The 21,208-nt window shown below is 56.7% G+C and carries 24 protein-coding genes, 1 tRNA gene and 1 pseudogene; 14 read left to right on the top strand and 12 right to left on the bottom strand.

The annotated features are described in order from the left end of the window. Positions 1 to 32: 32 nt before the first annotated feature. Together QMK51_RS05025 and QMK51_RS05020 are read left to right on the top strand one after the other, a co-directional pair. Positions 33 to 806, top strand: coding sequence for an SDR family oxidoreductase (locus QMK51_RS05025; protein ID WP_320394478.1), 774 nt, complete (start codon positions 33 to 35; stop codon positions 804 to 806). 60 nt (positions 807 to 866) lie between these two features. Further along, on the top strand, positions 867 to 1,172 hold the full coding sequence (locus tag QMK51_RS05020) for a YkgJ family cysteine cluster protein (RefSeq protein ID WP_258699103.1): 306 nt from the start codon (positions 867 to 869) through the stop codon (positions 1,170 to 1,172). Between the two features lie 131 nt (positions 1,173 to 1,303). Here the strand turns inward: QMK51_RS05020 and QMK51_RS05015 are convergent, their stop codons facing one another. The 6 genes from QMK51_RS05015 to hemA form a co-directional block, all read right to left on the bottom strand. Continuing rightward, a complete protein-coding gene (locus QMK51_RS05015; RefSeq protein WP_320393325.1) occupies positions 1,304 to 1,822 on the bottom strand; it encodes an acyloxyacyl hydrolase in 519 nt (172 codons plus the stop codon). A 114-nt stretch (positions 1,823 to 1,936) separates the two neighbouring features. After that, complete coding sequence (gene murI / locus QMK51_RS05010; protein ID WP_258699101.1) at positions 1,937 to 2,728, bottom strand: glutamate racemase; 792 nt, start codon at positions 2,726 to 2,728, stop codon at positions 1,937 to 1,939. Beyond that, positions 2,721 to 3,476, bottom strand: coding sequence for a molybdopterin-synthase adenylyltransferase MoeB (locus tag QMK51_RS05005; protein ID WP_028939863.1), 756 nt, complete (start codon positions 3,474 to 3,476; stop codon positions 2,721 to 2,723). The genes murI and QMK51_RS05005 overlap by 8 nt, the downstream gene beginning before the upstream one ends. Continuing rightward, the gene (gene prmC, locus QMK51_RS05000; RefSeq protein WP_320393324.1) at positions 3,470 to 4,300 is read right to left on the bottom strand and encodes a peptide chain release factor N(5)-glutamine methyltransferase; all 831 of its coding nucleotides are present in this window, start codon (positions 4,298 to 4,300) and stop codon (positions 3,470 to 3,472) included. The genes QMK51_RS05005 and prmC overlap by 7 nt, the downstream gene beginning before the upstream one ends. Then, positions 4,301 to 5,383 carry a peptide chain release factor 1 gene (gene prfA, locus QMK51_RS04995; RefSeq protein WP_007939759.1) on the bottom strand — a complete coding sequence of 361 codons (1,083 nt, stop codon included), beginning with the start codon at positions 5,381 to 5,383 and terminating at the stop codon, positions 4,301 to 4,303. Continuing rightward, positions 5,380 to 6,669, bottom strand: a complete 1,290-nt coding sequence (gene hemA, locus QMK51_RS04990; RefSeq protein WP_258699098.1) for a glutamyl-tRNA reductase — start codon at positions 6,667 to 6,669, stop codon at positions 5,380 to 5,382. The genes prfA and hemA overlap by 4 nt, the downstream gene beginning before the upstream one ends. A gap of 356 nt (positions 6,670 to 7,025) precedes the next feature. Here hemA and QMK51_RS04985 point away from each other — a divergent pair, with 356 nt between their 5' ends. The 8 genes from QMK51_RS04985 to ychF all read left to right on the top strand — a co-directional run bounded on the left by QMK51_RS04985 (position 7,026) and on the right by ychF (position 13,945). Next, positions 7,026 to 8,750: a tetratricopeptide repeat protein gene (locus QMK51_RS04985; protein WP_320393323.1), complete on the top strand. Its 1,725-nt coding sequence runs from the start codon at positions 7,026 to 7,028 to the stop codon at positions 8,748 to 8,750. Between the two features lie 4 nt (positions 8,751 to 8,754). Next, positions 8,755 to 9,372, top strand: a complete 618-nt coding sequence (lolB, locus tag QMK51_RS04980; protein ID WP_320393322.1) for a lipoprotein insertase outer membrane protein LolB — start codon at positions 8,755 to 8,757, stop codon at positions 9,370 to 9,372. Positions 9,373 to 9,374: 2 nt separating this feature from the next. Then, positions 9,375 to 10,226: a 4-(cytidine 5'-diphospho)-2-C-methyl-D-erythritol kinase gene (ispE, locus tag QMK51_RS04975; protein WP_320393321.1), complete on the top strand. Its 852-nt coding sequence runs from the start codon at positions 9,375 to 9,377 to the stop codon at positions 10,224 to 10,226. 36 nt (positions 10,227 to 10,262) lie between these two features. Further along, positions 10,263 to 10,337: transfer RNA gene (locus QMK51_RS04970), tRNA-Gln, on the top strand. Between the two features lie 46 nt (positions 10,338 to 10,383). Then, complete coding sequence (locus QMK51_RS04965; protein ID WP_003171603.1) at positions 10,384 to 11,325, top strand: ribose-phosphate pyrophosphokinase; 942 nt, start codon at positions 10,384 to 10,386, stop codon at positions 11,323 to 11,325. Between the two features lie 142 nt (positions 11,326 to 11,467). Further along, positions 11,468 to 12,067 carry a 50S ribosomal protein L25/general stress protein Ctc gene (locus QMK51_RS04960; RefSeq protein WP_258700658.1) on the top strand — a complete coding sequence of 200 codons (600 nt, stop codon included), beginning with the start codon at positions 11,468 to 11,470 and terminating at the stop codon, positions 12,065 to 12,067. 169 nt (positions 12,068 to 12,236) lie between these two features. After that, positions 12,237 to 12,821, top strand: coding sequence for an aminoacyl-tRNA hydrolase (gene pth, locus QMK51_RS04955; protein ID WP_258699095.1), 585 nt, complete (start codon positions 12,237 to 12,239; stop codon positions 12,819 to 12,821). Between the two features lie 23 nt (positions 12,822 to 12,844). After that, a complete protein-coding gene (gene ychF / locus QMK51_RS04950) occupies positions 12,845 to 13,945 on the top strand; it encodes a redox-regulated ATPase YchF (protein WP_320393320.1) in 1,101 nt (366 codons plus the stop codon). A gap of 173 nt (positions 13,946 to 14,118) precedes the next feature. Here the strand turns inward: ychF and QMK51_RS04945 are convergent, their stop codons facing one another. Then, entirely contained in the window at positions 14,119 to 14,550 is a 432-nt protein-coding gene (locus QMK51_RS04945) for a DUF3592 domain-containing protein (protein WP_320393319.1), read from the bottom strand. 21 nt (positions 14,551 to 14,571) lie between these two features. Here QMK51_RS04945 and QMK51_RS04940 point away from each other — a divergent pair, with 21 nt between their 5' ends. Next, complete coding sequence (locus QMK51_RS04940) at positions 14,572 to 14,739, top strand: hypothetical protein (RefSeq protein WP_320393318.1); 168 nt, start codon at positions 14,572 to 14,574, stop codon at positions 14,737 to 14,739. Between the two features lie 92 nt (positions 14,740 to 14,831). Here QMK51_RS04940 and QMK51_RS04935 read toward each other — a convergent pair whose 3' ends face one another. Then, a complete protein-coding gene (locus tag QMK51_RS04935) occupies positions 14,832 to 15,224 on the bottom strand; it encodes a diguanylate cyclase domain-containing protein (RefSeq protein WP_320393317.1) in 393 nt (130 codons plus the stop codon). Here QMK51_RS04935 and QMK51_RS04930 point away from each other — a divergent pair. Next, positions 15,107 to 15,430: pseudogene (locus QMK51_RS04930) on the top strand (helix-turn-helix domain-containing protein); the annotation flags it as partial. The gene QMK51_RS04935 and the pseudogene QMK51_RS04930 overlap by 118 nt on opposite strands. A gap of 173 nt (positions 15,431 to 15,603) precedes the next feature. Here the strand turns inward: QMK51_RS04930 and QMK51_RS04925 are convergent. The 4 genes from QMK51_RS04925 to QMK51_RS04910 all read right to left on the bottom strand — a co-directional run bounded on the left by QMK51_RS04925 (position 15,604) and on the right by QMK51_RS04910 (position 19,456). Then, on the bottom strand, positions 15,604 to 16,491 hold the full coding sequence (locus QMK51_RS04925) for an AraC family transcriptional regulator (protein ID WP_320393316.1): 888 nt from the start codon (positions 16,489 to 16,491) through the stop codon (positions 15,604 to 15,606). 203 nt (positions 16,492 to 16,694) lie between these two features. Further along, positions 16,695 to 16,982, bottom strand: a complete 288-nt coding sequence (locus QMK51_RS04920) for a putative quinol monooxygenase (RefSeq protein ID WP_320393315.1) — start codon at positions 16,980 to 16,982, stop codon at positions 16,695 to 16,697. 772 nt (positions 16,983 to 17,754) lie between these two features. Beyond that, a complete protein-coding gene (locus tag QMK51_RS04915; RefSeq protein ID WP_320393314.1) occupies positions 17,755 to 18,660 on the bottom strand; it encodes a DMT family transporter in 906 nt (301 codons plus the stop codon). A 172-nt stretch (positions 18,661 to 18,832) separates the two neighbouring features. After that, positions 18,833 to 19,456 carry a glutathione S-transferase family protein gene (locus QMK51_RS04910; protein WP_320393313.1) on the bottom strand — a complete coding sequence of 208 codons (624 nt, stop codon included), beginning with the start codon at positions 19,454 to 19,456 and terminating at the stop codon, positions 18,833 to 18,835. 83 nt (positions 19,457 to 19,539) lie between these two features. Here QMK51_RS04910 and QMK51_RS04905 point away from each other — a divergent pair, with 83 nt between their 5' ends. Further along, on the top strand, positions 19,540 to 20,385 hold the full coding sequence (locus tag QMK51_RS04905) for an AraC family transcriptional regulator (protein WP_258699087.1): 846 nt from the start codon (positions 19,540 to 19,542) through the stop codon (positions 20,383 to 20,385). A 351-nt stretch (positions 20,386 to 20,736) separates the two neighbouring features. Further along, positions 20,737 to 21,192 carry an SLATT domain-containing protein gene (locus QMK51_RS04900; RefSeq protein WP_320393312.1) on the top strand — a complete coding sequence of 152 codons (456 nt, stop codon included), beginning with the start codon at positions 20,737 to 20,739 and terminating at the stop codon, positions 21,190 to 21,192. Positions 21,193 to 21,208 lie beyond the last annotated feature (16 nt).

The following is a 21,208-nucleotide window of genomic DNA, read 5'->3' as shown; positions in this document are numbered from 1 at the left end:
AAAAAAAACTGCCTAATAAAAAGGAATTTTGGATGAGTCTTACACCGCCAAGGCGATATTGGTTGACCGGAGCCAGCAATGGTATTGGTGCCGCGCTGGCCGAAGAAATACTGAAATCAGGTGCTCATCTGGCCGTCAGCTCCCGCTCGATGGCGCCATTGAAAGCCCTGTCTCAGCGTTATCCCGGACAAGTGCTGATGGTTGCGGGGGATTTGACCAACGGCCAAAGAGTGCGCGAAATCGGCGAGCAAATTGCCAAGGAATGGGGTTCTCTGGACACCATGATCCTTAACGCAGGCACCTGCGAATACGTCAACGCCAATCAGTTCGACTCATCCATCATCGAGCACATCGTGCGTACCAACCTGCTTGCCAGCAGTTATTGCATCGCAGCCGCCCGGCCCCTGCTGCGGGCGGGTACGGCGCCGTATCTGGTGAGCATGGCCAGCTCGGTAACCTGGCTGCCCTTGCCCCGGGTCGAATCCTATGGTGATTCAAGGGCCGGATTGCGTCATCTATTGGAGTCCACGCGCATCGACATGGCTGCGGACAACATCGAAATGACGGTGGTCAGCCCAGGTTTTATCGATACCCCCCTGGACGAGGCTCCGATACACCTCAACTGGTCGGCGGGCAAAGTTGCGCGATACCTCTTCGACAGGCTCAGGTATCGTCCACTGGAGATCAGCTTACCGGAGCTGATCATGCCCGTCCTTTGGCCTCTGCCGCAAAAGCCCCGCCAGCCCGCACTGGCAATCGGCACGCGCATGGCGCGAAGCAAGCCGCCGATCGAGGATCTGCCATGAAGCTTGAGCGTCCGTCAGGCCTTTCACACAGCATGGGCCCGCTGCCTTACACTGCGCGCCATGAAAACCATTCCCCACACACAAATCGCCGAGCCTGCGGTTACCTGCTCGACTTGCGCAGCCTGCTGCTGCCAGCTTGAAGTCATGCTGATCACCGACACCGGAGTGCCCGAGCGTTTTATCGATACAGACGATTGGGGTGGGGAAGTCATGCTGCGACTGGATGACGGCTGGTGCGCCGCGCTGGATCGCAACAGCATGATGTGCACCATCTACGAAAAACGTCCGCTGATCTGCCGGGAATTCGAAATGGGCGCACCGGAATGCATCAGCGAACGCCAGGGAATTGCGACGGCGTATCGGTGAACCTCAGACCACCGAAGATTCAATGTGGGAGCGGGCTTGCTCGCGAAGACGGACTATCAGTCAACATTAGTGTTGAATGTTAAATCGCATTCGCGAGCAAGCCCGCTCCCACACTGAAGGTACAGTGCTGCTTACAAGGGCATTGTGTAATGCAATGCGTAACTTTCTACACCGTCGTTCGGATTGCTGAGCCCGGCATTGGAGTAGTGGGTGGCGCGAATCCCGACTTCATGTCCGCCGGCAAAGCGCAAACCAAACCCGAAACGGTCTTCGAACTGAAAGGCACTGCCGAGCCTGTTATCTTCGAGTTCGGTGTTGGCGAACACCGCGATGCCGATACCCGCTTCAACATAGGGTCTGATGGTCTGACCGGCAAACTCGTACACCAACACCGGCGAGAACGACAAACTGTGATTGCTCGCTGTTTTGTCGCCATCCCAGTAGGTGTAAGCGCCGCTCCAGTAGCCGGTCAAGCGCCCGATGTCACTCTGCAACCAGCTCTTGTCCCAGTCGAATTGCATGCCCAGTCTGTAGGTCATGGTCGAATCGCTGGTCTGGCCGACCCCGAACTCCACCCCCGCCGCCTGCGCGGTAAAACTGTGCCCCATCAACGCGGTCGCAATCGCGGCCAAGCAGAATAGTCGCTTCATTAGAAACATCCTTTTCCGAACAATTTAGTATGGTTTTTATGCTGCTCAACAAACAAAGCCATGCAGTCGCCGTTTAATCAGAAGCTCCCCCAATTATTCGTTTGCTACGCATCTCTACCCTTCGAAGCTTCGCACAACACCAGACATATTCCACAGTATCGGCAAGATATTTCTGAAGTGCGCAGGATCGGCACTCGACCAGAACTGTGCGGCGCGGGCAGGCCCCTCGGCCAGCAACTCACGCTCGGCCAACAGACGCTGAAGTTGCCGCGCCACAGCGGCACCGGTATCGATCAGGCTGATGCCCTGCGGGAGCATTTGCTTAAGCAGTGGCTTTAGAAAGGGATAATGCGTGCAGCCCAGAATGATTGTGTCTGCACCTGCAGCCAGCAACGGCTCGACATACCCTTGCAGCAACTGACGTAATGTCTCGCTGTGCAAATCGCCATTTTCAATTAGCTCCACCAGCCCGGGGCACGGCTGAGTAATCACCCGTACATCTGTGGCGAAACGATCGAGCAAGGCAGCAAACTTGGCACTCTGCAAAGTACCGGTGGTGGCGAGCACGCCGACCACACCGCTGCGCGTCGCCGCAGCGGCCGGTTTGACCGCGGGCTCCATGCCAACGATGGGCCACTCGGGGAAATCGCGCCGCAAGTCCGCAACACCAGCCACCGTCGCGGTGTTGCAAGCCAGCACCAGTGCCTTGGCGCCCTGCTGCTGAAAGAATTGCGCCATGACACTGCAACGCTGGCGGATGAATGACGGGGTTTTCTCGCCGTAGGGAATATTCCCGCAATCGCCGAAATACAACAGAGACTCGTTGGGTAGCAGACGCTGGATCTCGGCCAGCACCGACAGCCCACCGACACCGGAGTCGAACACGCCGATCGGCGCTTCACGCATGGCGCGACCCGCAGACGCTGCAGCCCGGATCACGCTTGACCCGCAATTCACGGAAGCGTGAGCCCAAGGCATCGATCAATAACAGGCGCCCCACCAGCGGCTCGCCGAACCCCACCAACAGTTTCAGCGCTTCCAGTGCCTGGAGGCTGCCGACCAACCCGACCAAGGGACCAACGACGCCCGCTTCGCTGCAGGTCAACTCGGCTTCGCTGCCATGCCCGTATAAACAGTGGTAGCACGGGCTTTCTGGACGACGAGGGTCGAATACTGACAATTGTCCTTCGAGGCGAATCGCCGCACCGCTGACCAGCGGCTTGCGCGCGGCCACACACGCGGCGTTGACCGCCTCGCGGGTGGAGAAATTGTCGGAACAGTCCAGCACCAGATCCACCGCAGCAACGGCGGCGGCCAGCGAATCCTCGTCCAATGCAGTGCGATGGGCGATCAGCTGAATCTCGGGATTGATCGCGGTCAGGCGACGGATCGCCGAATCGACCTTGCTCAGGCCGACGCTGTCGGTGTCATGAACGATCTGGCGTTGCAGATTGGTCAGGTCGACCGTGTCGAAGTCTGCCAGATGCAACTCACCGACGCCGGCTGCGGCCAGATACAGCGCAACCGGCGAACCGAGGCCGCCGAGGCCGACAATCAGTACACGGCTTTCTTTGAGCCGTAATTGGCCGTCGATGTCGACGTGTTGCAGCAGAATCTGCCGGCTGTAACGCAGCAACTCCTGATCATTCAGCACGGCAAGCGCCCCAGACTGATGCGTTGGTGACCGCCCAGATCGGTACGGCTGTGGACTTCTTCAAAGCCGCGGGTCAGCAGCAAATCGCGCACCGCGCAAGCTTGATCGTAACCGTGCTCAAGCATCAACCAGCCACCCGCTTCAAGATAATCCGGTGCCTGGGCGACGATCAGACGCAGATCGTCCAGCCCATCGACGCCCGCCACCAGAGCACTGGCCGGTTCAAAGCGCACATCGCCCTCCACCAGATGCGGATCGGTCGACGCGATGTAAGGCGGATTGCTGATAATCAGTTGAAAACGCTGGCCTTCCAAAGCGCTGAACCAATGGCTGCTCGATACCGTGGCATTGTTCAGGTTCAAGCGCTGACGATTGCGCTCGGCCAGGGCCACGGCTTCCAGCACGCGATCCACGGCGGTGACCTTCCAGGCCGGACGCTCGCTGGCCAGCGCCAGGGCGATGGCACCACTGCCGGTGCCCAGATCGAGCACCTTGGCCGGGGTGGCCGGCAACAGTTCCAACGCAGCTTCCACCAGCAATTCAGTGTCGGGACGCGGAATCAGCGTGTGGGGCGCGACTTCCAGGTCGAGCTTCCAGAAGCCTTGCTGCCCCAGAATATAGGCCACTGGCTCACCGCTACGGCGGCGCTGCAAATACTCGGCAAACTTCAGTGCCGCTTCGCTCGGGACGATACGCTCGGGCCAGGTGTGCAGAAAGCTGCGGGACTTGCCCAAGGCAGCCGCCAGCAGCAATTCGGCATCCAGACGCGCGGTGGGCGAATCAGGTAAATCGGCGGCGCGCAGCAAACTGGCAATGATCGTCATTTACTCACCTATCGCTGCCAATTGATCGGCCTGGTACTCGGCCAGCAACGGTTCGATCACCGCATCCACGCCGCCCGCGAGAATTTCGTCGAGCGAATACAGCGTCAGGTTGACCCGATGGTCGGTGACCCGGCCTTGGGCGAAGTTGTAGGTACGGATCCGCTCGGAGCGGTCACCGGAACCGACCAGCAATTTACGCTCGCTGGCGATGGCATTGGCCGCCGCGCTGGTCTGTTGGTCATTGAGCTTGGCCGACAGCCAGGACATTGCCCGGGCACGGTTCTTGTGCTGAGAACGTTCTTCCTGGCATTCGACGACAATACCGGATGGCAAGTGGGTGATACGGATTGCCGAGTCGGTCTTGTTGACGTGCTGACCACCGGCACCGGAGGAGCGATAGGTATCGACCCGCAGATCCGCCGGGTTGATCTCGATGGCTTCCTGCTCGTCCGGCTCGGGCAACACGGCTACGGTGCAGGCTGAGGTGTGGATGCGGCCTTGAGATTCAGTGGCCGGAACCCGTTGTACGCGGTGCGCACCGGATTCGAACTTCAGCTTGCCGTAGACATTCTCGCCTTCGACCCGGGCAATGACTTCTTTATAGCCGCCGTGTTCGCCTTCGTTCTCCGAGAGTATCTCTACCCGCCAGCCACGCCGCTCGGCATAACGCGAATACATGCGGAACAGGTCGCCGGAGAAAATTGCCGCTTCGTCGCCGCCGGTACCCGCGCGGATTTCCAGGAACACGTTACGACCGTCGTTCGGATCCTTGGGCAGCAGCATGCGTTGCAGGCTGGCTTCGAGTTCGATCAAGCGTTCCTTGGCTTCGCGGACTTCTTCCACGGCCATTTCACGCATGTCCGGGTCGCTGTCCTTGAGCAGTGCCTGGGCGCCTTCGAGGTCGCCCTGCACTTTGAGAAGCTGTTTATAAGTGTCGACGATCGGCTCGACTTCCGCATATTCCTTGGAATAGGTACGGAACTTGTTCTGATCGGAAATGACTTCGCCATCGCCAAGCAGGGCGGTCAATTCCTCGAAACGGTCCTGGAGGATGTCCAGCTTATTGAGCAGTGACGCTTTCATTGCGTTTTTTTATCCGAAAAGCTATCCGATGAGCCCTCACCGAGGGCAAAGAGTTCCTGGGCCATGGCCAGCGCATCGAGGCGGCCTTCGGCAGAAAGCTTTTTCAATTGCACGCTCGGTGCGTGCAAGAGTTTGTTGGTCAGGCCACGGGCCAGTTGCACCAGCACGTCCTCGGCGCTGCTGCCATTGGCGAGCATGCGTTGGGCTTTGAGCAACTCTTCGTCGCGCATGCGCTCGCTTTGTTGACGATAGGCCTTGAGCACATCCACCGCCGCCAGTTCGCGCAGGCGAACCATGAAATCTTCGGCACCGACCGACACCATCTCTTCGGCGGCCTGGGCAGCGCCCTGACGGCTCTTGAGGTTCTCGGCGACCACTTCGTGGAGATCGTCGACGCTATACAGGTAAACGTCGTCCAACTCGCCGACTTCCGGCTCGATATCCCGAGGGACGGCGATATCCACCATGAAGATCGGCTTGTGCTTGCGCAATTTCAAGGCACTTTCCACCGCGCCTTTACCCAGAATCGGCAACTGGCTGGCGGTGGAACTGATGACGATGTCGCTGCGCACCAGTTCTGCCGGGATATCCGAGAGCAGCACCGCGTGGGCACCGAACTGCTCGGCCAGCGTGCTCGCGCGCTCCAGTGTGCGGTTGGCGACCACGATTCGCTTCACACCCAGTTCATGCAAATGGCGGGCAACCAGGGTGATGGTCTCACCCGCGCCGATCAGCAAAGCCTGGCTGCGTTGCAAATCACTGAAAATCTGTTTCGCCAGGCTGACCGCGGCAAACGCCACGGACACTGGGTTTTCACCGATGGCAGTGTCGGTTCGCACCTGTTTGGCCGCATTGAACGTGGCCTGGAACAAACGCCCGAGCAGCGGACCAATGGTGCCGGCTTCGCGGGCCACGGCGTAAGCCGACTTCATCTGACCGAGAATCTGCGGTTCGCCCAACACCAGCGAATCAAGGCCGGAGGCGACCCTCATCATGTGACGAACTGCCGCATCGTCTTCATGCACATAAGCACTCGCGCGCAGCTCATCGAGGCTCAAATGATGATAATCGGCCAGCCAGCGCAACACGATGTCAGCCGAAAGGTGATCCTGTTCTATATACAGTTCACTGCGATTGCAGGTGGAGAGGATCGCAGCTTCGCGGCTGTCGGTGAGTCGGCAGAGCTGCTGCAAGGCCTCAACCAGCTGCTCAGGGGTAAAGGCCACGCGCTCGCGGACGTCTACTGAAGCAGTCTTGTGGTTAATACCGAGTGCAAGGAAGGCCATTCAAGGTCGCTGATGGTGACGTGAAGCCGACAATTGTCCTACTTCGACAGAGCCAGAACAACCACTCGATATCTATCGTCTTGGTAGACATCCCCACTGGCTGCGATCTGTTCTTATTCACACTGGCGATGGGCCTCTGTAGGCGCTGCCGAAGGCCGCGATCTTTTGCCGTTAAAAGAGCAAGATCAGAAGATCGCAGCCTTGGGCAGCGCCTACAATGGCATCGCCCCGCGATTATCAGGTACAAGGCCGAAAGATCGAGCGTTGAGCTCGCGGGTAAATTGGCCGGGCGGTTATGTTTGGCCCAAGGCTTGTGTCATGATGATCCGACCGCAGGTTAGTCGTCCTCTTCCTATATGAATAGATCTTCCGCGTTGCTCCTCGCTTTTGTCTTCCTCAGCGGCTGCCAGGCCTTGGCACCCGTTTCGTCGGACGGTACGCCGCCGGTCGAAGACAGCACTCCGGCCCCCGAAAAGCCCAAGGTTTACAGCTCGTTCAGTGAGGAAACCGTCTTTAGCCTGTTGAGCGCCGAACTGGCTGGCCAGCGCAATCGTTACGACATTGCCCTGGACAACTACGTAACCCAGGCCATCAATACTCAGGATCCCGGCGTCTCCGAGCGGGCATTTCGCATTGCCGAGTACCTGGGTGCCGATCAGGCCGCCCTCGACACGGCGCTGATCTGGGCAAAAAACGCTCCGGACGATCTTGAAGCGCAACGGGCGGCTGCCGTGCAACTTGCCCGCGCCGGGCGTTACGACGACTCCATGGTCTATATGGAGAAAGTCCTGCAAGGCAAAGGCGACACGCATTTCGACTTCCTCGCCCTGTCCGCGGCCGATACCGACCAGGAAACGCGCAACGGCCTGATGAAAGGTTTTGATCGCTTGCTGCAACGTCACCCGCATAACAATCAGCTGATTTTCGGCAAAGCCTTGCTGTTGCAACAGGACAGCGATGCAAAGGCCGCACTGACCCTGCTCGAAGACAACCCGCCGGACGAGGGCGAAATCGCGCCGATCCTGCTGCGCGCGCGCCTGTTGCAAGGGCTCAGCCGTGGCGATGAAGCCTTGCCGCTACTGCAAAAAAGCATCAAGAAGTACCCGGACGACAAACGCCTGCGCCTGACCTACGCGCGCATGCTGGTTGAACAGGATCGCATGGACGACGCCAAAGTCGAGTTCTCAAGCCTGGTTCAGCAATACCCGGAAGACGACGAGCTGCGTTACTCCCTGGCCCTGGTTTGCCTGGAAGCCAAGGCCTGGGACGAGGCCAAAGGTTACCTGGAAGACTTGATCGCTCGGGAAAGCCACGTTGATTCGGCACACCTGAATCTGGGGCGTATCGCTGAAGAGCGTAACGACCCTCAAGGCGCGCTGATCGAGTACGCCCAGGTTGGGCCGGGCAACGATTACCTGCCGGCTCAATTGCGTCAGGCCGATATTCTGATGAACAACGGCAGGACCGCCGAAGCCCAAAGCCGTCTGGCGGCCCAGCGTGACGAGCAACCCGATTATGCGATCCAGTTGTACCTGATCGAAGTCGAAACCTTGTCTGCCAATAAACAGGGCGACAAGGCCTGGAAAGTCTTGCAGCAAGCCTTGCAGAAATACCCGGACGATCTGAATCTGCTGTATACCCGGGCCATGCAGGCGGAAAAACGCAATGACCTGGCGCAGATGGAAAAAGACCTGCGACTGATCATCAAGCGCGACCCGGACAACGCGATGGCGTTGAACGCCCTCGGCTACACCCTGTCCGACCGCACCACGCGCTACGCCGAAGCCAAGGCCCTGATCGAACAGGCGCACCAGCTCAACCCGGAAGACCCGGCCGTTCTCGATAGCCTCGGCTGGGTGAATTTCCGCCTGGGCAATCTCGATGAAGCCGAGCGCTATTTGCGCCAGGCGCTGGAACGCTTCCCCGACCAGGAAGTCGCCGCTCACCTGGGCGAAGTCCTGTGGGCCAACGGCAAACAGCGCGAAGCCAAGCAAATCTGGAGCAAGTTCCTCAAGGAACAGCCCGACAGCCCTACCCTGCGCAGCACCATCAAGCGCCTGACCGGATCAGAGACTCTTTAAGATTATGTTTTTGCGCCACTTCATCGTTTTCAGCTTCATCGCCCTGCTCGCCGGTTGCGCGGGCTTCGGTGCCCGTGAATCGGTCGGGGGGCACGGTAATCCGGCCCAATGGCGTGAGCACAAACAGCAACTGACCGCCCTCGATGGCTGGCAGATCAACGGCAAGATCGGCATCCGCGCGCCAAAAGACTCGGGCAGCGGCACCTTGTTCTGGCTGCAGCGCCAGGACTACTACGATATCCGCCTCTCCGGCCCGCTGGGCCGTGGCGCAGCCCGCTTGACCGGTCGCCCCGGCAAAGTCTCGCTGGAAATCGCCAATCAGGGCCGTTATGACGCGCCGACTCCGGAAGCCCTGGTCGAAGAGCAACTGGGCTGGAAATTGCCGGTTTCCCATCTGGCATGGTGGGTTCGCGGGCTCCCGGCCCCGGACAGCAAAAGCCGCCTGACCCTTGACGTCGACAGCCGCCTGGCCAATCTCGAACAGGATGGCTGGCAGGTCGAGTACCTGAGCTATGCCGAGCAAAACGGCTACTGGCTGCCCGAGCGGATCAAGCTGCACGGCACCGACCTTGATGTCACGCTGGTGATCAAGGAATGGCAACCACGCAAACTGGGGCAGTGAACATGACTGCGCCACGCCTGACATTGCCCTCACCCGCCAAGCTCAACCTGATGCTGCACATCCTCGGTCGCCGTGAAGACGGTTACCACGAGCTGCAAACGATTTTTCAGTTTCTCGACTACGGCGATGAAATCACCTTCGCCGTTCGCGATGATGGCGTGATTCGGTTGCACACCGAATTCGACGGTGTTCCTCACGACAGCAATTTAATTGTTCGAGCCGCGAAAAAACTTCAGGAACAATCCGGTTGCTCGCTGGGCATCGACATCTGGATCGAAAAAATCCTGCCCATGGGCGGCGGAATCGGTGGCGGCAGTTCGAATGCGGCCACCACGTTGCTGGGCCTCAATCATCTCTGGCAACTGGGTTGGGATGAGGATCGGCTGGCTTCTCTGGGCCTGACGCTGGGCGCCGACGTCCCGGTTTTCGTGCGTGGCCACGCGGCTTTCGCCGAGGGTGTGGGGGAAAAACTCACACCTGTAGAACCCGAGGAACCGTGGTATCTGGTGCTGGTGCCGCAAGTATCTGTAAGTACAGCAGAAATTTTTTCAGATCCGCTGTTGACACGTAACTCTCCTCCCATTAAAGTGCGCCCCGTTCCCAAGGGAAACAGTCGAAATGACTGCTTGCCGGTGGTAGCAAGGCGTTATCCAGAGGTACGTAACGCATTGAATTTGTTAGGTAATTTTACCGAAGCAAAGCTCACCGGAACTGGAAGTTGTGTGTTTGGGGGCTTCCCAAGCAAAGCTGAAGCTGATAAAGTCTCGGCCCTTCTTACAGAGACCCTTACAGGGTTTGTAGCAAAAGGAAGCAACGTTTCGATGTTGCATCGCAAGCTGCAAAGTCTGCTCTAAAGGAACCGATTACTGGGTAATCGTTGCAACAGATACAGGGGCGTCGCCAAGCGGTAAGGCAGCAGGTTTTGATCCTGCCATGCGTTGGTTCGAATCCAGCCGCCCCTGCCATTTTCCTATACTCATCCAGGTTACCCTCAGCCTTCAGGTACTGCGCGTGTCCAAGATGATGGTCTTTACGGGGAACGCTAACCCCGATCTGGCTCGGCGTGTCGTACGTCAGCTGCATATCCCTCTCGGTGACATCTCTGTCGGTAAATTTTCCGACGGTGAAATTACAGCCGAGATCAATGAAAACGTCCGCGGTAAAGATGTCTTCATTATTCAGCCGACTTGCGCTCCGACCAACGATAATCTGATGGAACTGGTAGTGATGGCTGATGCCTTCCGCCGCTCCTCGGCTACTCGTATCACTGCTGTTATTCCTTACTTTGGTTATGCCCGTCAGGATCGCCGTCCGCGTTCCGCACGTGTGGCTATCAGCGCGAAAGTCGTTGCTGACATGCTTACCGTAGTCGGCATCGACCGTGTTCTCACGGTTGATCTGCATGCTGACCAAATCCAGGGTTTCTTCGATATTCCGGTAGATAACATCTACGGCTCCCCGGTTCTGGTGGATGACATTGAAGATCAGCGCTTCGAAAACCTGATGATCGTGTCCCCGGACATTGGTGGCGTCGTGCGTGCACGGGCTGTTGCCAAATCCCTGGGCGTGGATCTCGGGATCATCGACAAACGCCGTGAGAAAGCCAATCACTCTGAAGTGATGCATATCATCGGTGATGTCGAAGGGCGTACCTGTATTCTGGTCGATGACATGGTCGATACCGCCGGCACTCTGTGCCACGCGGCCAAGGCCTTGAAAGAGCATGGTGCTGCCAAGGTTTTCGCCTACTGCACGCACCCTGTGCTGTCGGGTCGAGCGATCGAAAACATTGAAAATTCCGTGCTGGACGAGCTGGTGGTGACGAACACCATCCCGCTGTCCGCTGCAGCACAAGCCTGTGCGCGTATCCGCCAACTGGATATCGCACCGGTAGTTGCCGAGGCGGTCCGCCGCATCAGCAATGAAGAATCGATCAGCGCGATGTTCCGTTAAGGGCCCTGCCCTTTTCAAAACATCTCGTTGACGAAAAGCGCCCCGCCCCGGCATTCCTGTCGGGGCGGGGCTTTTTTGCCCATATCGCCTTTAGCGCTGGTCGCAAACGCTGGGGCGAATGTGGTTATTTTGGAGATACAACATGAACGATTTTACTCTGAATGCTGAAGTGCGTTCCGACCTGGGGAAAGGTGCGAGCCGCCGCCTGCGTCGTCTCGCAAGCCTGGTTCCAGCTGTAGTTTACGGTGGCGAAAAAGCCCCTGAATCCATCAGCATGCTGGCTAAAGAAGTTGCCAAACTGCTCGAAAACGAAGCGGCTTACAGCCACATCATCGAGCTGAACGTTGGCGGCACCAAGCAGAACGTAATCATCAAGGCTCTGCAACGTCACCCGGCCAAAGGCCACGTGATGCACGCTGACTTCGTACGCGTCGTAGCTGGCCAGAAACTGACCGCTATCGTGCCTGTACACTTCATCAACGAAGCTGCTCCGATCAAGAAAGGCGGCGAAATTTCGCACGTTGTTTCTGAAATCGAAGTTTCGTGCCTGCCAAAAGACCTGCCTGAATTCATCGAAGTTGACCTGGCTGATGCCGACGTCGGCGCGATCATTCACCTGTCCAACCTCAAAGCCCCTAAAGGCGTTGAGTTTGTTGCTCTGGCTCACGGTAACGACCTGGCTGTTGCCAACGTTCACGCTCCACGTGTTGCTCCAGAAGCTGCAGAAGGCGCTGCAGAGTAATTTCACTCTGTACGCCGGAGTGACCGGAAACATCGCGGACTAGAGCGTAGCGAGAAAGCGGGCGAGAACGCGGAGTTTACATAATGGTAAATGAGCACTTGTCGTCCACTTTCGCCGCACCCACTGATTGCGGCGATGTTATCCACCACTTCAAGGAAGGGCCCCTATCGTGACTGCCATCAAACTGATCGTTGGCCTGGGAAATCCAGGCGCTGAATACGAACAGACTCGGCATAACGCAGGGGCCCTTTTTGTTGAGCGCATCGCACACGCGCAAGGTGTCAGCCTTGTGGCCGATCGCAAATATTTCGGCCTGACCGGGCGCTATTCGCATCAAGGTCAGGATGTTCGTCTACTGATTCCCACCACCTACATGAACCGCAGCGGCCAGGCCGTGGCGGCACTTGCCGGCTTCTTTCGCATAAAGCCTGAAGAGATTCTGGTGGCGCATGACGAACTCGACCTGCCTCCGGGCGTTGCCAAGCTCAAACAGGGCGGCGGCCATGGCGGTCATAACGGGTTGCGCGACATCATTGCGCAACTGGGTAATCAGAATACCTTTCACCGCCTGCGGCTTGGCATCGGCCACCCGGGCGTTGCCAGTATGGTTTCAAATTTCGTCCTGGGTCGTGCGCCACGCGCCGAACAGGAAAAACTCGATGCCAGCATCGACTTTGCCCTCGGCGTGCTGCCGGATATCCTCGCCGGTGAATGGAACCGCGCGATGAAAAACCTGCACAGCCAGAAGGCCTGACTCTAACTCCTCGGGGAAACACCATGGGATTCAATTGCGGCATCGTCGGCCTGCCTAACGTCGGCAAGTCCACCCTGTTCAACGCCCTGACCAAATCCGGGATCGCGGCCGAGAACTTTCCCTTCTGCACTATCGAGCCGAACACCGGTATCGTAGCGATGCCGGATCCGCGCCTGGAAGCCCTGGCGGTCATCGTCAATCCCAAGCGCATCCTGCCGACTACCATGGAATTCGTCGACATCGCCGGCCTGGTTGCCGGCGCCTCGAAAGGTGAAGGCCTGGGCAACAAATTCCTCGCCAACATCCGCGAGACCGATGCCATCGCCCACGTGGTCCGCTGCTTCGAAGACGAGAACGTGATTCACGTCTCCAACAGCGTCGACCCGAAACGCGACATCGAAATCATCGACCTGGAACTGATCTTCGCCGACCTCGACAGCTGCGAGAAGCAACTGCAGAAAGTCGCCCGTAACGCCAAGGGCGGTGACAAGGACGCCGTGGTCCAGAAAGGTCTGCTGGAGCAACTGATCGCTCACTTCACCCTCGGCAAGCCAGCGCGCACACTGATGAAGAACATGGGCGCCGACGACAAAGCGGTGATTCGTGGCTTCCACCTGCTGACCACCAAACCGGTCATGTACATCGCCAACGTCGCTGAAGACGGGTTCGAGAACAACCCGCTGCTGGACATCGTCAAAGCCATCGCCGAAGAAGAAGGCGCCATGGTGGTTCCGGTCTGCAACAAGATCGAAGCCGAAATCGCCGAACTGGAAGACGGCGAAGAGAAAGACATGTTCCTCGAAGCCTTGGGCCTTGAAGAACCTGGCCTGAACCGCGTGATCCGCGCCGGCTACGAAATGCTGCACTTGCAGACCTACTTCACCGCCGGTGTCGAAGAAGTCCGCGCGTGGACTGTCCGTGTGGGTGCTACCGCGCCACAAGCCGCCGGTGTGATCCACACCGACTTCGAAAAAGGCTTCATCCGCGCCGAAGTCATCGCTTACGACGATTTCATCCAGTACAAGGGCGAGGCCGGCACCAAAGAAGCCGGTAAATGGCGCTTGGAAGGCAAGGATTACATCGTTAAAGACGGCGATGTGATGCACTTCCGTTTCAACGTGTAGCGTTGTTGGAATCGAAGAAGCCGCGTTGATTCGCGGCTTTTTTGTGGGCGTTATATCGAGCCGCTATGCGCAACTAGAACAGATAGCTCAGACCGTCGCCGCTGGCGGTCTGATACTGCCAGCGACTGTCATTGAGCGGGATCGGGATGTTGTAGCTCATCATTCAAAGTCTTTTATGAATGAACTGCGCCGCGACCGCGCTGACGGATGCCCCTTAACAGGCCGGCAAGGGTAAACAGCAGACCAATACAACCCAGTACCCCGGGAGTGGCCCACAGTGCGGCAGGGGTATCGACCACGGGGCTACTGGCCGGCTGCTCAAGCAGGTAATACACCCGCACTGGCTGATCCTGCTGATAGCCAAAAATGAAGCCGCCCTGGGGGTAGGAAATCTTTTCACCACTGCTGGTGGTGAAGGCGATCTCGGGATGCGAACTACCAGCATTCAAGTGGCTGACGATGCCATCGGCGGTCTGTGCGTGGGCGAGGAATTCGCGTCGTTCAAGCGTGAGATTGACGGCAATGCCCAACAAGCCGATACCAATCAGGGCAAAGAGCAGCCCCTGAAGCATCTTCCCGAGGCGTGACGGGGTGAGGTTAGCCATGGCTTGTCTCGGTATTCGTCCATGAAAGAGGGCCGTCAGGATAACAAGAAACCACCGGGAAGTGCCTGGTACGACGCAGCAGATAATGCATGTTCGAGAATTGCGACGTTCTGGCCGAAGAAAGTATCGACGCTCTCGGCCAACCAGGAGCAGATCGAGAGCTGGATCAATGCCGGCCGTCCTTTATAGGGGCTAGCTTGCGAGCCAGTGAGATCGACCAGTTGCTTGGGCTACCGCCTATAACGCGATCTGCCCTTCACTCGACGGCGCAGCCGACGCCATCAAGCCAGCGCCACTTCCACCCTGTTGCGCCCAGCCGACTTGCCCTTGTGGAGTGCCTTATCGGCCCGGGCAATGGCGTTACTGAGCGCCTCTTGAGCACGATATTGCGTAATGTCGATGGACAGCGTCACGCCGACTTTATGGCCGTCACTGTCAGTCACCAATCCCTGGATCGCCTTGCAGATGCGCTCTGCGCTTTCGGCAGCCTGATCGAGATCGGTTCCGGCAATACCGCCAGAAACTAAATTCTGTGTAAGCAGAAGGCGTGTTGCAGATGAAGCGGAGACCTCGGATCTATTACACCGAAAGCCAGAAAAAACTGATGTGGGATCACTGGCGGAAAGGCGACTCTCTCCAGCAGATCGCCCAACTATTTGAACGAAACCACTCATCGATACAGCGCATCTTGGCGGAAACAGGCGGTATCAGACCAGCTTTACGCCGCAGGTCCAGATTGGCGCTGACGTTGGCTGAGCGCGAAGAGATTTCGCGTGCAGTGGTGGCAGACAACTCGATCCGTTCCATAGCAACGCTGCTAGGGCGAGCAGCCTCTACCATTAGCCGTGAGTGTTGGCGCCGACGCCAGATTGACCTTTGGTGCCAGAATCCGTTGACCCAGCCTACTACGCACAAAACGAGGGTCAGCGCGGCTTTCGATGGTTCGGCCGGGGGTCAGGCAGAATCGGCAGCCCGGGTCAAAATCTAGTCGGCGACTACAACTACGCCCAACAACACCCTGTCGCGCCAGCGGGGGGCTTGGGCCTTGTCGCGCTACAGTTCAGCCGCGAAGGTCTTGGCTTTCTTCGGCGTGACACCGTACCGTTGCTTGTAGACCTTGATGAAGTGGGAGGTATTTTCATATCCCACCTCCGCAGCCGCGTCGGTGACGGAATAATTTTTAGTCGTCAACAGCTGATGCGCGATGTCGACTTTTTTTTCGATGATCCAGCGATTCGGGGTGGTGTTGTAGCTGCGCCTGAAGTCGCGGATAAAGGTCGACACGCTGCGCCCCGTCAACAGGGCATAGTCTTCAATCTTCAGCTTGTGCGAATAGTACTGCTCCATGAAGTCGGTGATGAGGCGGCGTTTGCGGCTGCCGCCGCAGGACAGCTCGCGCAGGAAACGGAAGGACTTGTCCTGGATGGCGATCAGGTGCAGTAGTTCGAGCAGTTTCAATTCCAGCAGCGCGTCGGAGCCCTCCGCGCCCTTGTAGACATAATTCAGCGAATCGATATAGCGCTGAATCTGTTCGTTGGCGTGCAGGGTATAAGTGCCGTGCACGTTTTTCTGCAGGCCGTCCGTGTGCGAATTGCCTGTGCCGGCCGCGCGCGACAGGTATTTGGCGATCAGCTTGTCGTCGAAAAACAGCAGCACCGCCTCGAAGATATCGCTGCCAGTGACGTAGTCCGATACCGTATAAACGCCTTTGGAGAGGAAAATCAAATGATTCTCGTCGACGACATTGGCCATGGCGTCATAGTCGCGAATAATCTGCTTGCCCTGCTTGATGTAGACGATCAACGGCGTGGCGATATAGATCGCCTTGTTTTCCAGGTTCGTTTCAAGCGTTTTATGGAGGATGGACGAGCTACCGTCAGCGAGGATAGGCTTTACGTTGCGCATCGAATAAAGCGCCGCCGGTACTACTTCGAGTGTCATTGCTATGGCTTCTCAACAAATTGGCCGCCCCATTTGGACAGGACGGTATCCAGCAGCGCGACACGCTGCTGCCCAAGCGTGTAGGACGTTCGGGACGGAAGAGGATATCCAGGAAAGTAGCAGAAATACGTCACGGCAAGTAGCGCATGTATGGCCGAGACGGCGCGGTCCGCCGCACGCGCCCGGCCGCTGACGTTACGGCATCAAACTTCGCTGAAGTAGCCGCTGACCGGCGCGCTGCTCAGATGCTCGACGATGACCTTCCACTGACCGCTCGAGACCATTTGGTCGACATGGGTGCCGTGAATTTCACGCGAATCCCAAACTTCCACCAGCGTGAACGCGAGTGGATCTTCCAAGTAGTTGAGGATCTTGACCATTTGGCAACCGTCCACCTTCGGCAGATTGATCTTCACATCGTTCATGATGTCCTTGAACGATTGCAGTTTTTCTTCTTTTACATTAAAGCTGATGACGAGATTGACGGACATATTACTTCTCCAGTTGGGTTTGACTACAAAAAACGTCGTCGATCGCAGGAACCGTAGATTGACGAGGCAGCCAAACAAAATGCGCAGAATACGAAAAGAATGTTCAGGCTTTCATTTACCGTTCCGTTCCCGTATCTAACATGGCCAAGCCGACCAGCGGAACCACTAAGTTCTTGATCCATTGTTTGACCTGGACTGCATCAATAAAATCTTTTCCTCTCACATGACGCGCAGTGCTGCGTCGAAAACCATCTTTCGTTAGAGGTCATTACGTAAAGTCCTTTTTTGGTGTCGATTCGATATAACGCAAAGAATTCGCTATGGAAGCAACTACTATATACATAGTTAAAAAATGAAAATGATTGAAAATGATTGAAAATGCACGATTCCAGTCACTCTTGCATTTTTCTTGCGCGACGGCCGATGGCATGCGTCGCCTGCGGGAACGGGGAGTCAGGCGTGGTTCAAAAACGGCCTATATTGGGTAACACGGGCGAGCGGAATACTTCCACCGAAGCAATGGAATTTTAATGATTTGGGAATCGGGGGTGTTGGCGCCGACGCCAGAATGACCCTTGGTGCCGGAATCCGTGACCTTGGGAAGGCCTGAAGTAGTCAGCGATTTTTAATGCCCTCCTTGGTTGAGGTTCAGGTAGCTTTGGATTCGAGCCAAAGATCGAGATCATGCTCAAACCTTGCGGGCCTGCGCGTATCGCATTGGCCAGGATCACGGCAGCCCGTCATCCACGAGACCGCCGTGATACACCTTCTGTCAGGTAGCCTCGGGTAAAGGGTGCGCTTTCTCAGGCGGTTTGATTGAGCCGATGTAAACCGCAAAGATAGTCACCAGCGCGCCGCAAATCTGCAGCGTGGAGCTGACCTTGCCGAGAAAGGCGACATCAATGAAATACGTGATCACCGGCTCCAGTAACAGGATCAGACCGGCCAACCCCAGGCTGATGGCTCCGATCGAACGGTTGACCAGCAGCCAGCCGACAAACTGCACCAGTACCCCGTATATGATCAGCATCAGCAAGGTTTGCCCATCCACGATGGCCAAGCTTTCCCCAGTTGCCAGCGCGTATGCCAGCAGAACCAGTGCCGCCCAAAGACTCAAATTGAGCATCTGTGCGATCTTGTCACCCCCGCCGTCAGGCAACTGGGTGTTGATCTTCAGGAAGTACACGCAGATGGCATACGCCAGCCCCGACAGCACGCCATACACCACGCCCCTGATCCCTACCGCACTGGTCATCTCGGGTAGCAACAACAGATAGAGCCCAACAAATGCCAAGGTAATGGATACCAGGAAGTAGATCGAAGGTTTTTCCTTCAACAGGTACAACCCCAGTAGGGTCATGAAGAACACCTGACAGTTGGTCAGGATCGACCCGATGCCCGGGCCAACGATATAGATGCTCTGGTGCCAAAGCACCAGGTCAATGGCCAAGAACACCCCAGCCAACGCGGTGTACAGCTGCGCCTTGGCGCTTTTGAGCAGCACCGGTGTTTTGCGCACCTTGAGCAGCAGGAAGAACAGGATCGAGGCGAACACCATCCGATAGAACCCTGCGCCACCCGCACCGATATGGGCGAAAGCGACCGCTAGAGCAGACAGACTGAGCATCAGTCCACCGATGGTCAATTCAATGATTGCCCGATTGTTATTAGTCGACATGAGAAGCCTCATTGATAAAGACCGGCATTAACTTTATGAACACTCACAACTTATCCCCCCGGCAAAAAATATCTGGCTCGACAAAGCAGAAAGCCTCAAGGGTCTTTTCTGCCACGAGTCAAAAAATAACTAATTTTTAATTGGCTTTAATAGTTAGCAGCAATGCAGCTCTTTAAATTTCTTGCGCGGCCAACTTCAACCATTGTTGTACCGGCGCATAAGCCAGAATGTTTTCGACATAACCCTGCAGTTGCGTAGGGATGGCAATACCATAACGACGGAAGCGGAACACCACCGGAACAAACATCGCATCAACAATGCCGAAGTCACCACAGAGAAACTGTGTTGAGCCGCTCACCTCACGGAGCTGGTTCCAGATAGCGAATACCCGCATGATTTCCTCTCGGGTCTCGGCGGTCAGGCTTTCTGGGATGTCACCGGTGTTCAGGCCAAACGACATCTGCGTGCGCAAGTGGGTGAAGCCGGAGTGCATCTCTGCCGCAGCAGCTCGTGCCAGGGCCTTGACCCGTGAATCCAGGGGCCAAAGGTTGGCGGCCGGATATGTGTCGGCAACGTATTCGCTGATGGCCAGGCTGTCGTTGATGACGACATCATCAAGCAGCAGCGCCGGTACCTTACCGGAAGGCGAGTGCTCCAGAATGCGCTGGCGGGTGTCGCTTTGTTCCAGTTTGATCTGAAGGGTTTCAAACGCAACATCCGCTGTCACAAGAACCAGCCACGCACGAAATGACCACGAAGACTTATTAAAATCCCCAACAACCAATTTTGTAGACATCGCATCCCCTAGCTTGTGTTATGAAATAGGTGCTAAATTTAGCGACCTTTTTTTCATACGTATTGCACAAAACTGGACAACTCATGGACGAGAATCGCCGTGACAAAGCCCCTCAAAAAGACAAGGACTTTGTTCAATTCCGGCGTATACCCGAAGGCGACTGTGAGTTGTTATCTGCACGTTACAGTACTCAATCTTTCGGCCGACATTCACATGACCGGTACGCTATCGGCGTTATAAGTAGCGGTGTTGAAAAACTTTTTTATCGCGGCAGCTACTACATGGGGATCGCTGGAAGTGTGGTCACCATTACTCCCGGGGAGATCCACGACGGCTTGCCAGGTCATGATGAGGGCTGGATGTATCGAATGCTCTATATCGACCCCGAATGGGTCAATCGGATGGTGTTTCAAGGGCGTTTTTCAGACGATCATATCCATCTTTTTCAAACAGCTCTGAGCCAGTCCCCCGACTTCGCCCGGACCTTTTTGCATCAACATCAAATCATTGAAAAATCCCCCTCCAGCCTTGAACGGGAAACTATTCTGCTGGATCTGGTGACGCAGCTCTTCGAGCGCAGCGGCGCGCCCATCGAACCGGTCAGTGCGACTGAGCAGCACGCCGTGCAAAGGATCAAGAGGAAGCTCGAAGACGAGTTCGACCAACATCTGTCTCTGGAAGAATTGGCGCAACTGGTCAACCTGGACCCGCTCTACCTGATTCGGGTGTTCAAAAAAAGCGTTGGCGTCTCCCCCCACAGCTATCAAATCCAGAAAAGGATCTCTCAGGTCCAAAAACTGCTGCGCACCGGGTCCAGTCTCACCGAAGCATCATTCGCTTGCGGCTTCTTCGATCAAAGCCACATGACCCGGGCCTTCAAAAAAGTAGTGGGCATCACACCCGGCAGTTTCCGCAAAAGCAGTACCTGAGCCTGTAAAGAAACACCCAAGAAAAAGCCGCGTCTCGACGCGGCTTTTTTGTGCCTGAAAATTGCCCCGTTGAAACTCAACATCGGGTACACCGGCCCCTCCCACAAGTATTGTGTTTCACCGCAGATCTGCGACAGCCGGAGCTGTTGGCTGACACGCGGGTGTCCATCTGTGGCGTCCAGTCGAGCCGGAAACAGGCGTTGGAAGGGTCGAACTGTGGGGCCATGGCGAACTGCACATCCATCCCGAAATCGCCTCTCAGCAAGTGCTACATGTTCTTGACCCTGAGCCCTGATAGGTGGCCAAATGGTAACTAGTATTCCCCTGAACCCCCGGCAAAGGATTGCAACCATGGGTCGGCTCGAGCTACTAAGCAAATGGAATCGCATGATCGTGCGGTTGCAGATTGAACACGAAATCAGTGCCCGGGATTTCGCGAAGTTCAGTTGGCAACTGGGCATTCCCTGCGTGGCGCTGTCAGCGGTAGTCAGCGCCAGCGTCTTTAGCTCAATCAATGAGTCCTCGCTCGTCTGGCTCCAATATGTCACCGGATTCATATCAATCCTGACCTTGATCTTGAGTTCGGTACAGACCTCCCTCAACTTCGACACCCGCGCTGCTGGGCACAAAGACACCGCCAAGAAGCCCGGTGCGATATCCAGTGAAACTCAGGACGAAATTGCCAGCTGCGAGGACGAGGCTGTCCTGGGGCAAATTGTTTCTGACATCCGCAAGCGCCTTGATTCGATTCTTCTTGATGCCCCGACGTTGCCTAAGTCAACGATGAGGAAACTGGGGCAAGCTTGAATCGAGGCGATTAATG

Source organism: Pseudomonas sp. P9_31, assembly GCF_034008235.1.
Lineage (GTDB): Bacteria > Pseudomonadota > Gammaproteobacteria > Pseudomonadales > Pseudomonadaceae > Aquipseudomonas.
The sequence above is the reverse complement of the archived record's forward strand: the minus strand, read 5'-3'. Positions and strand labels throughout refer to the sequence as shown.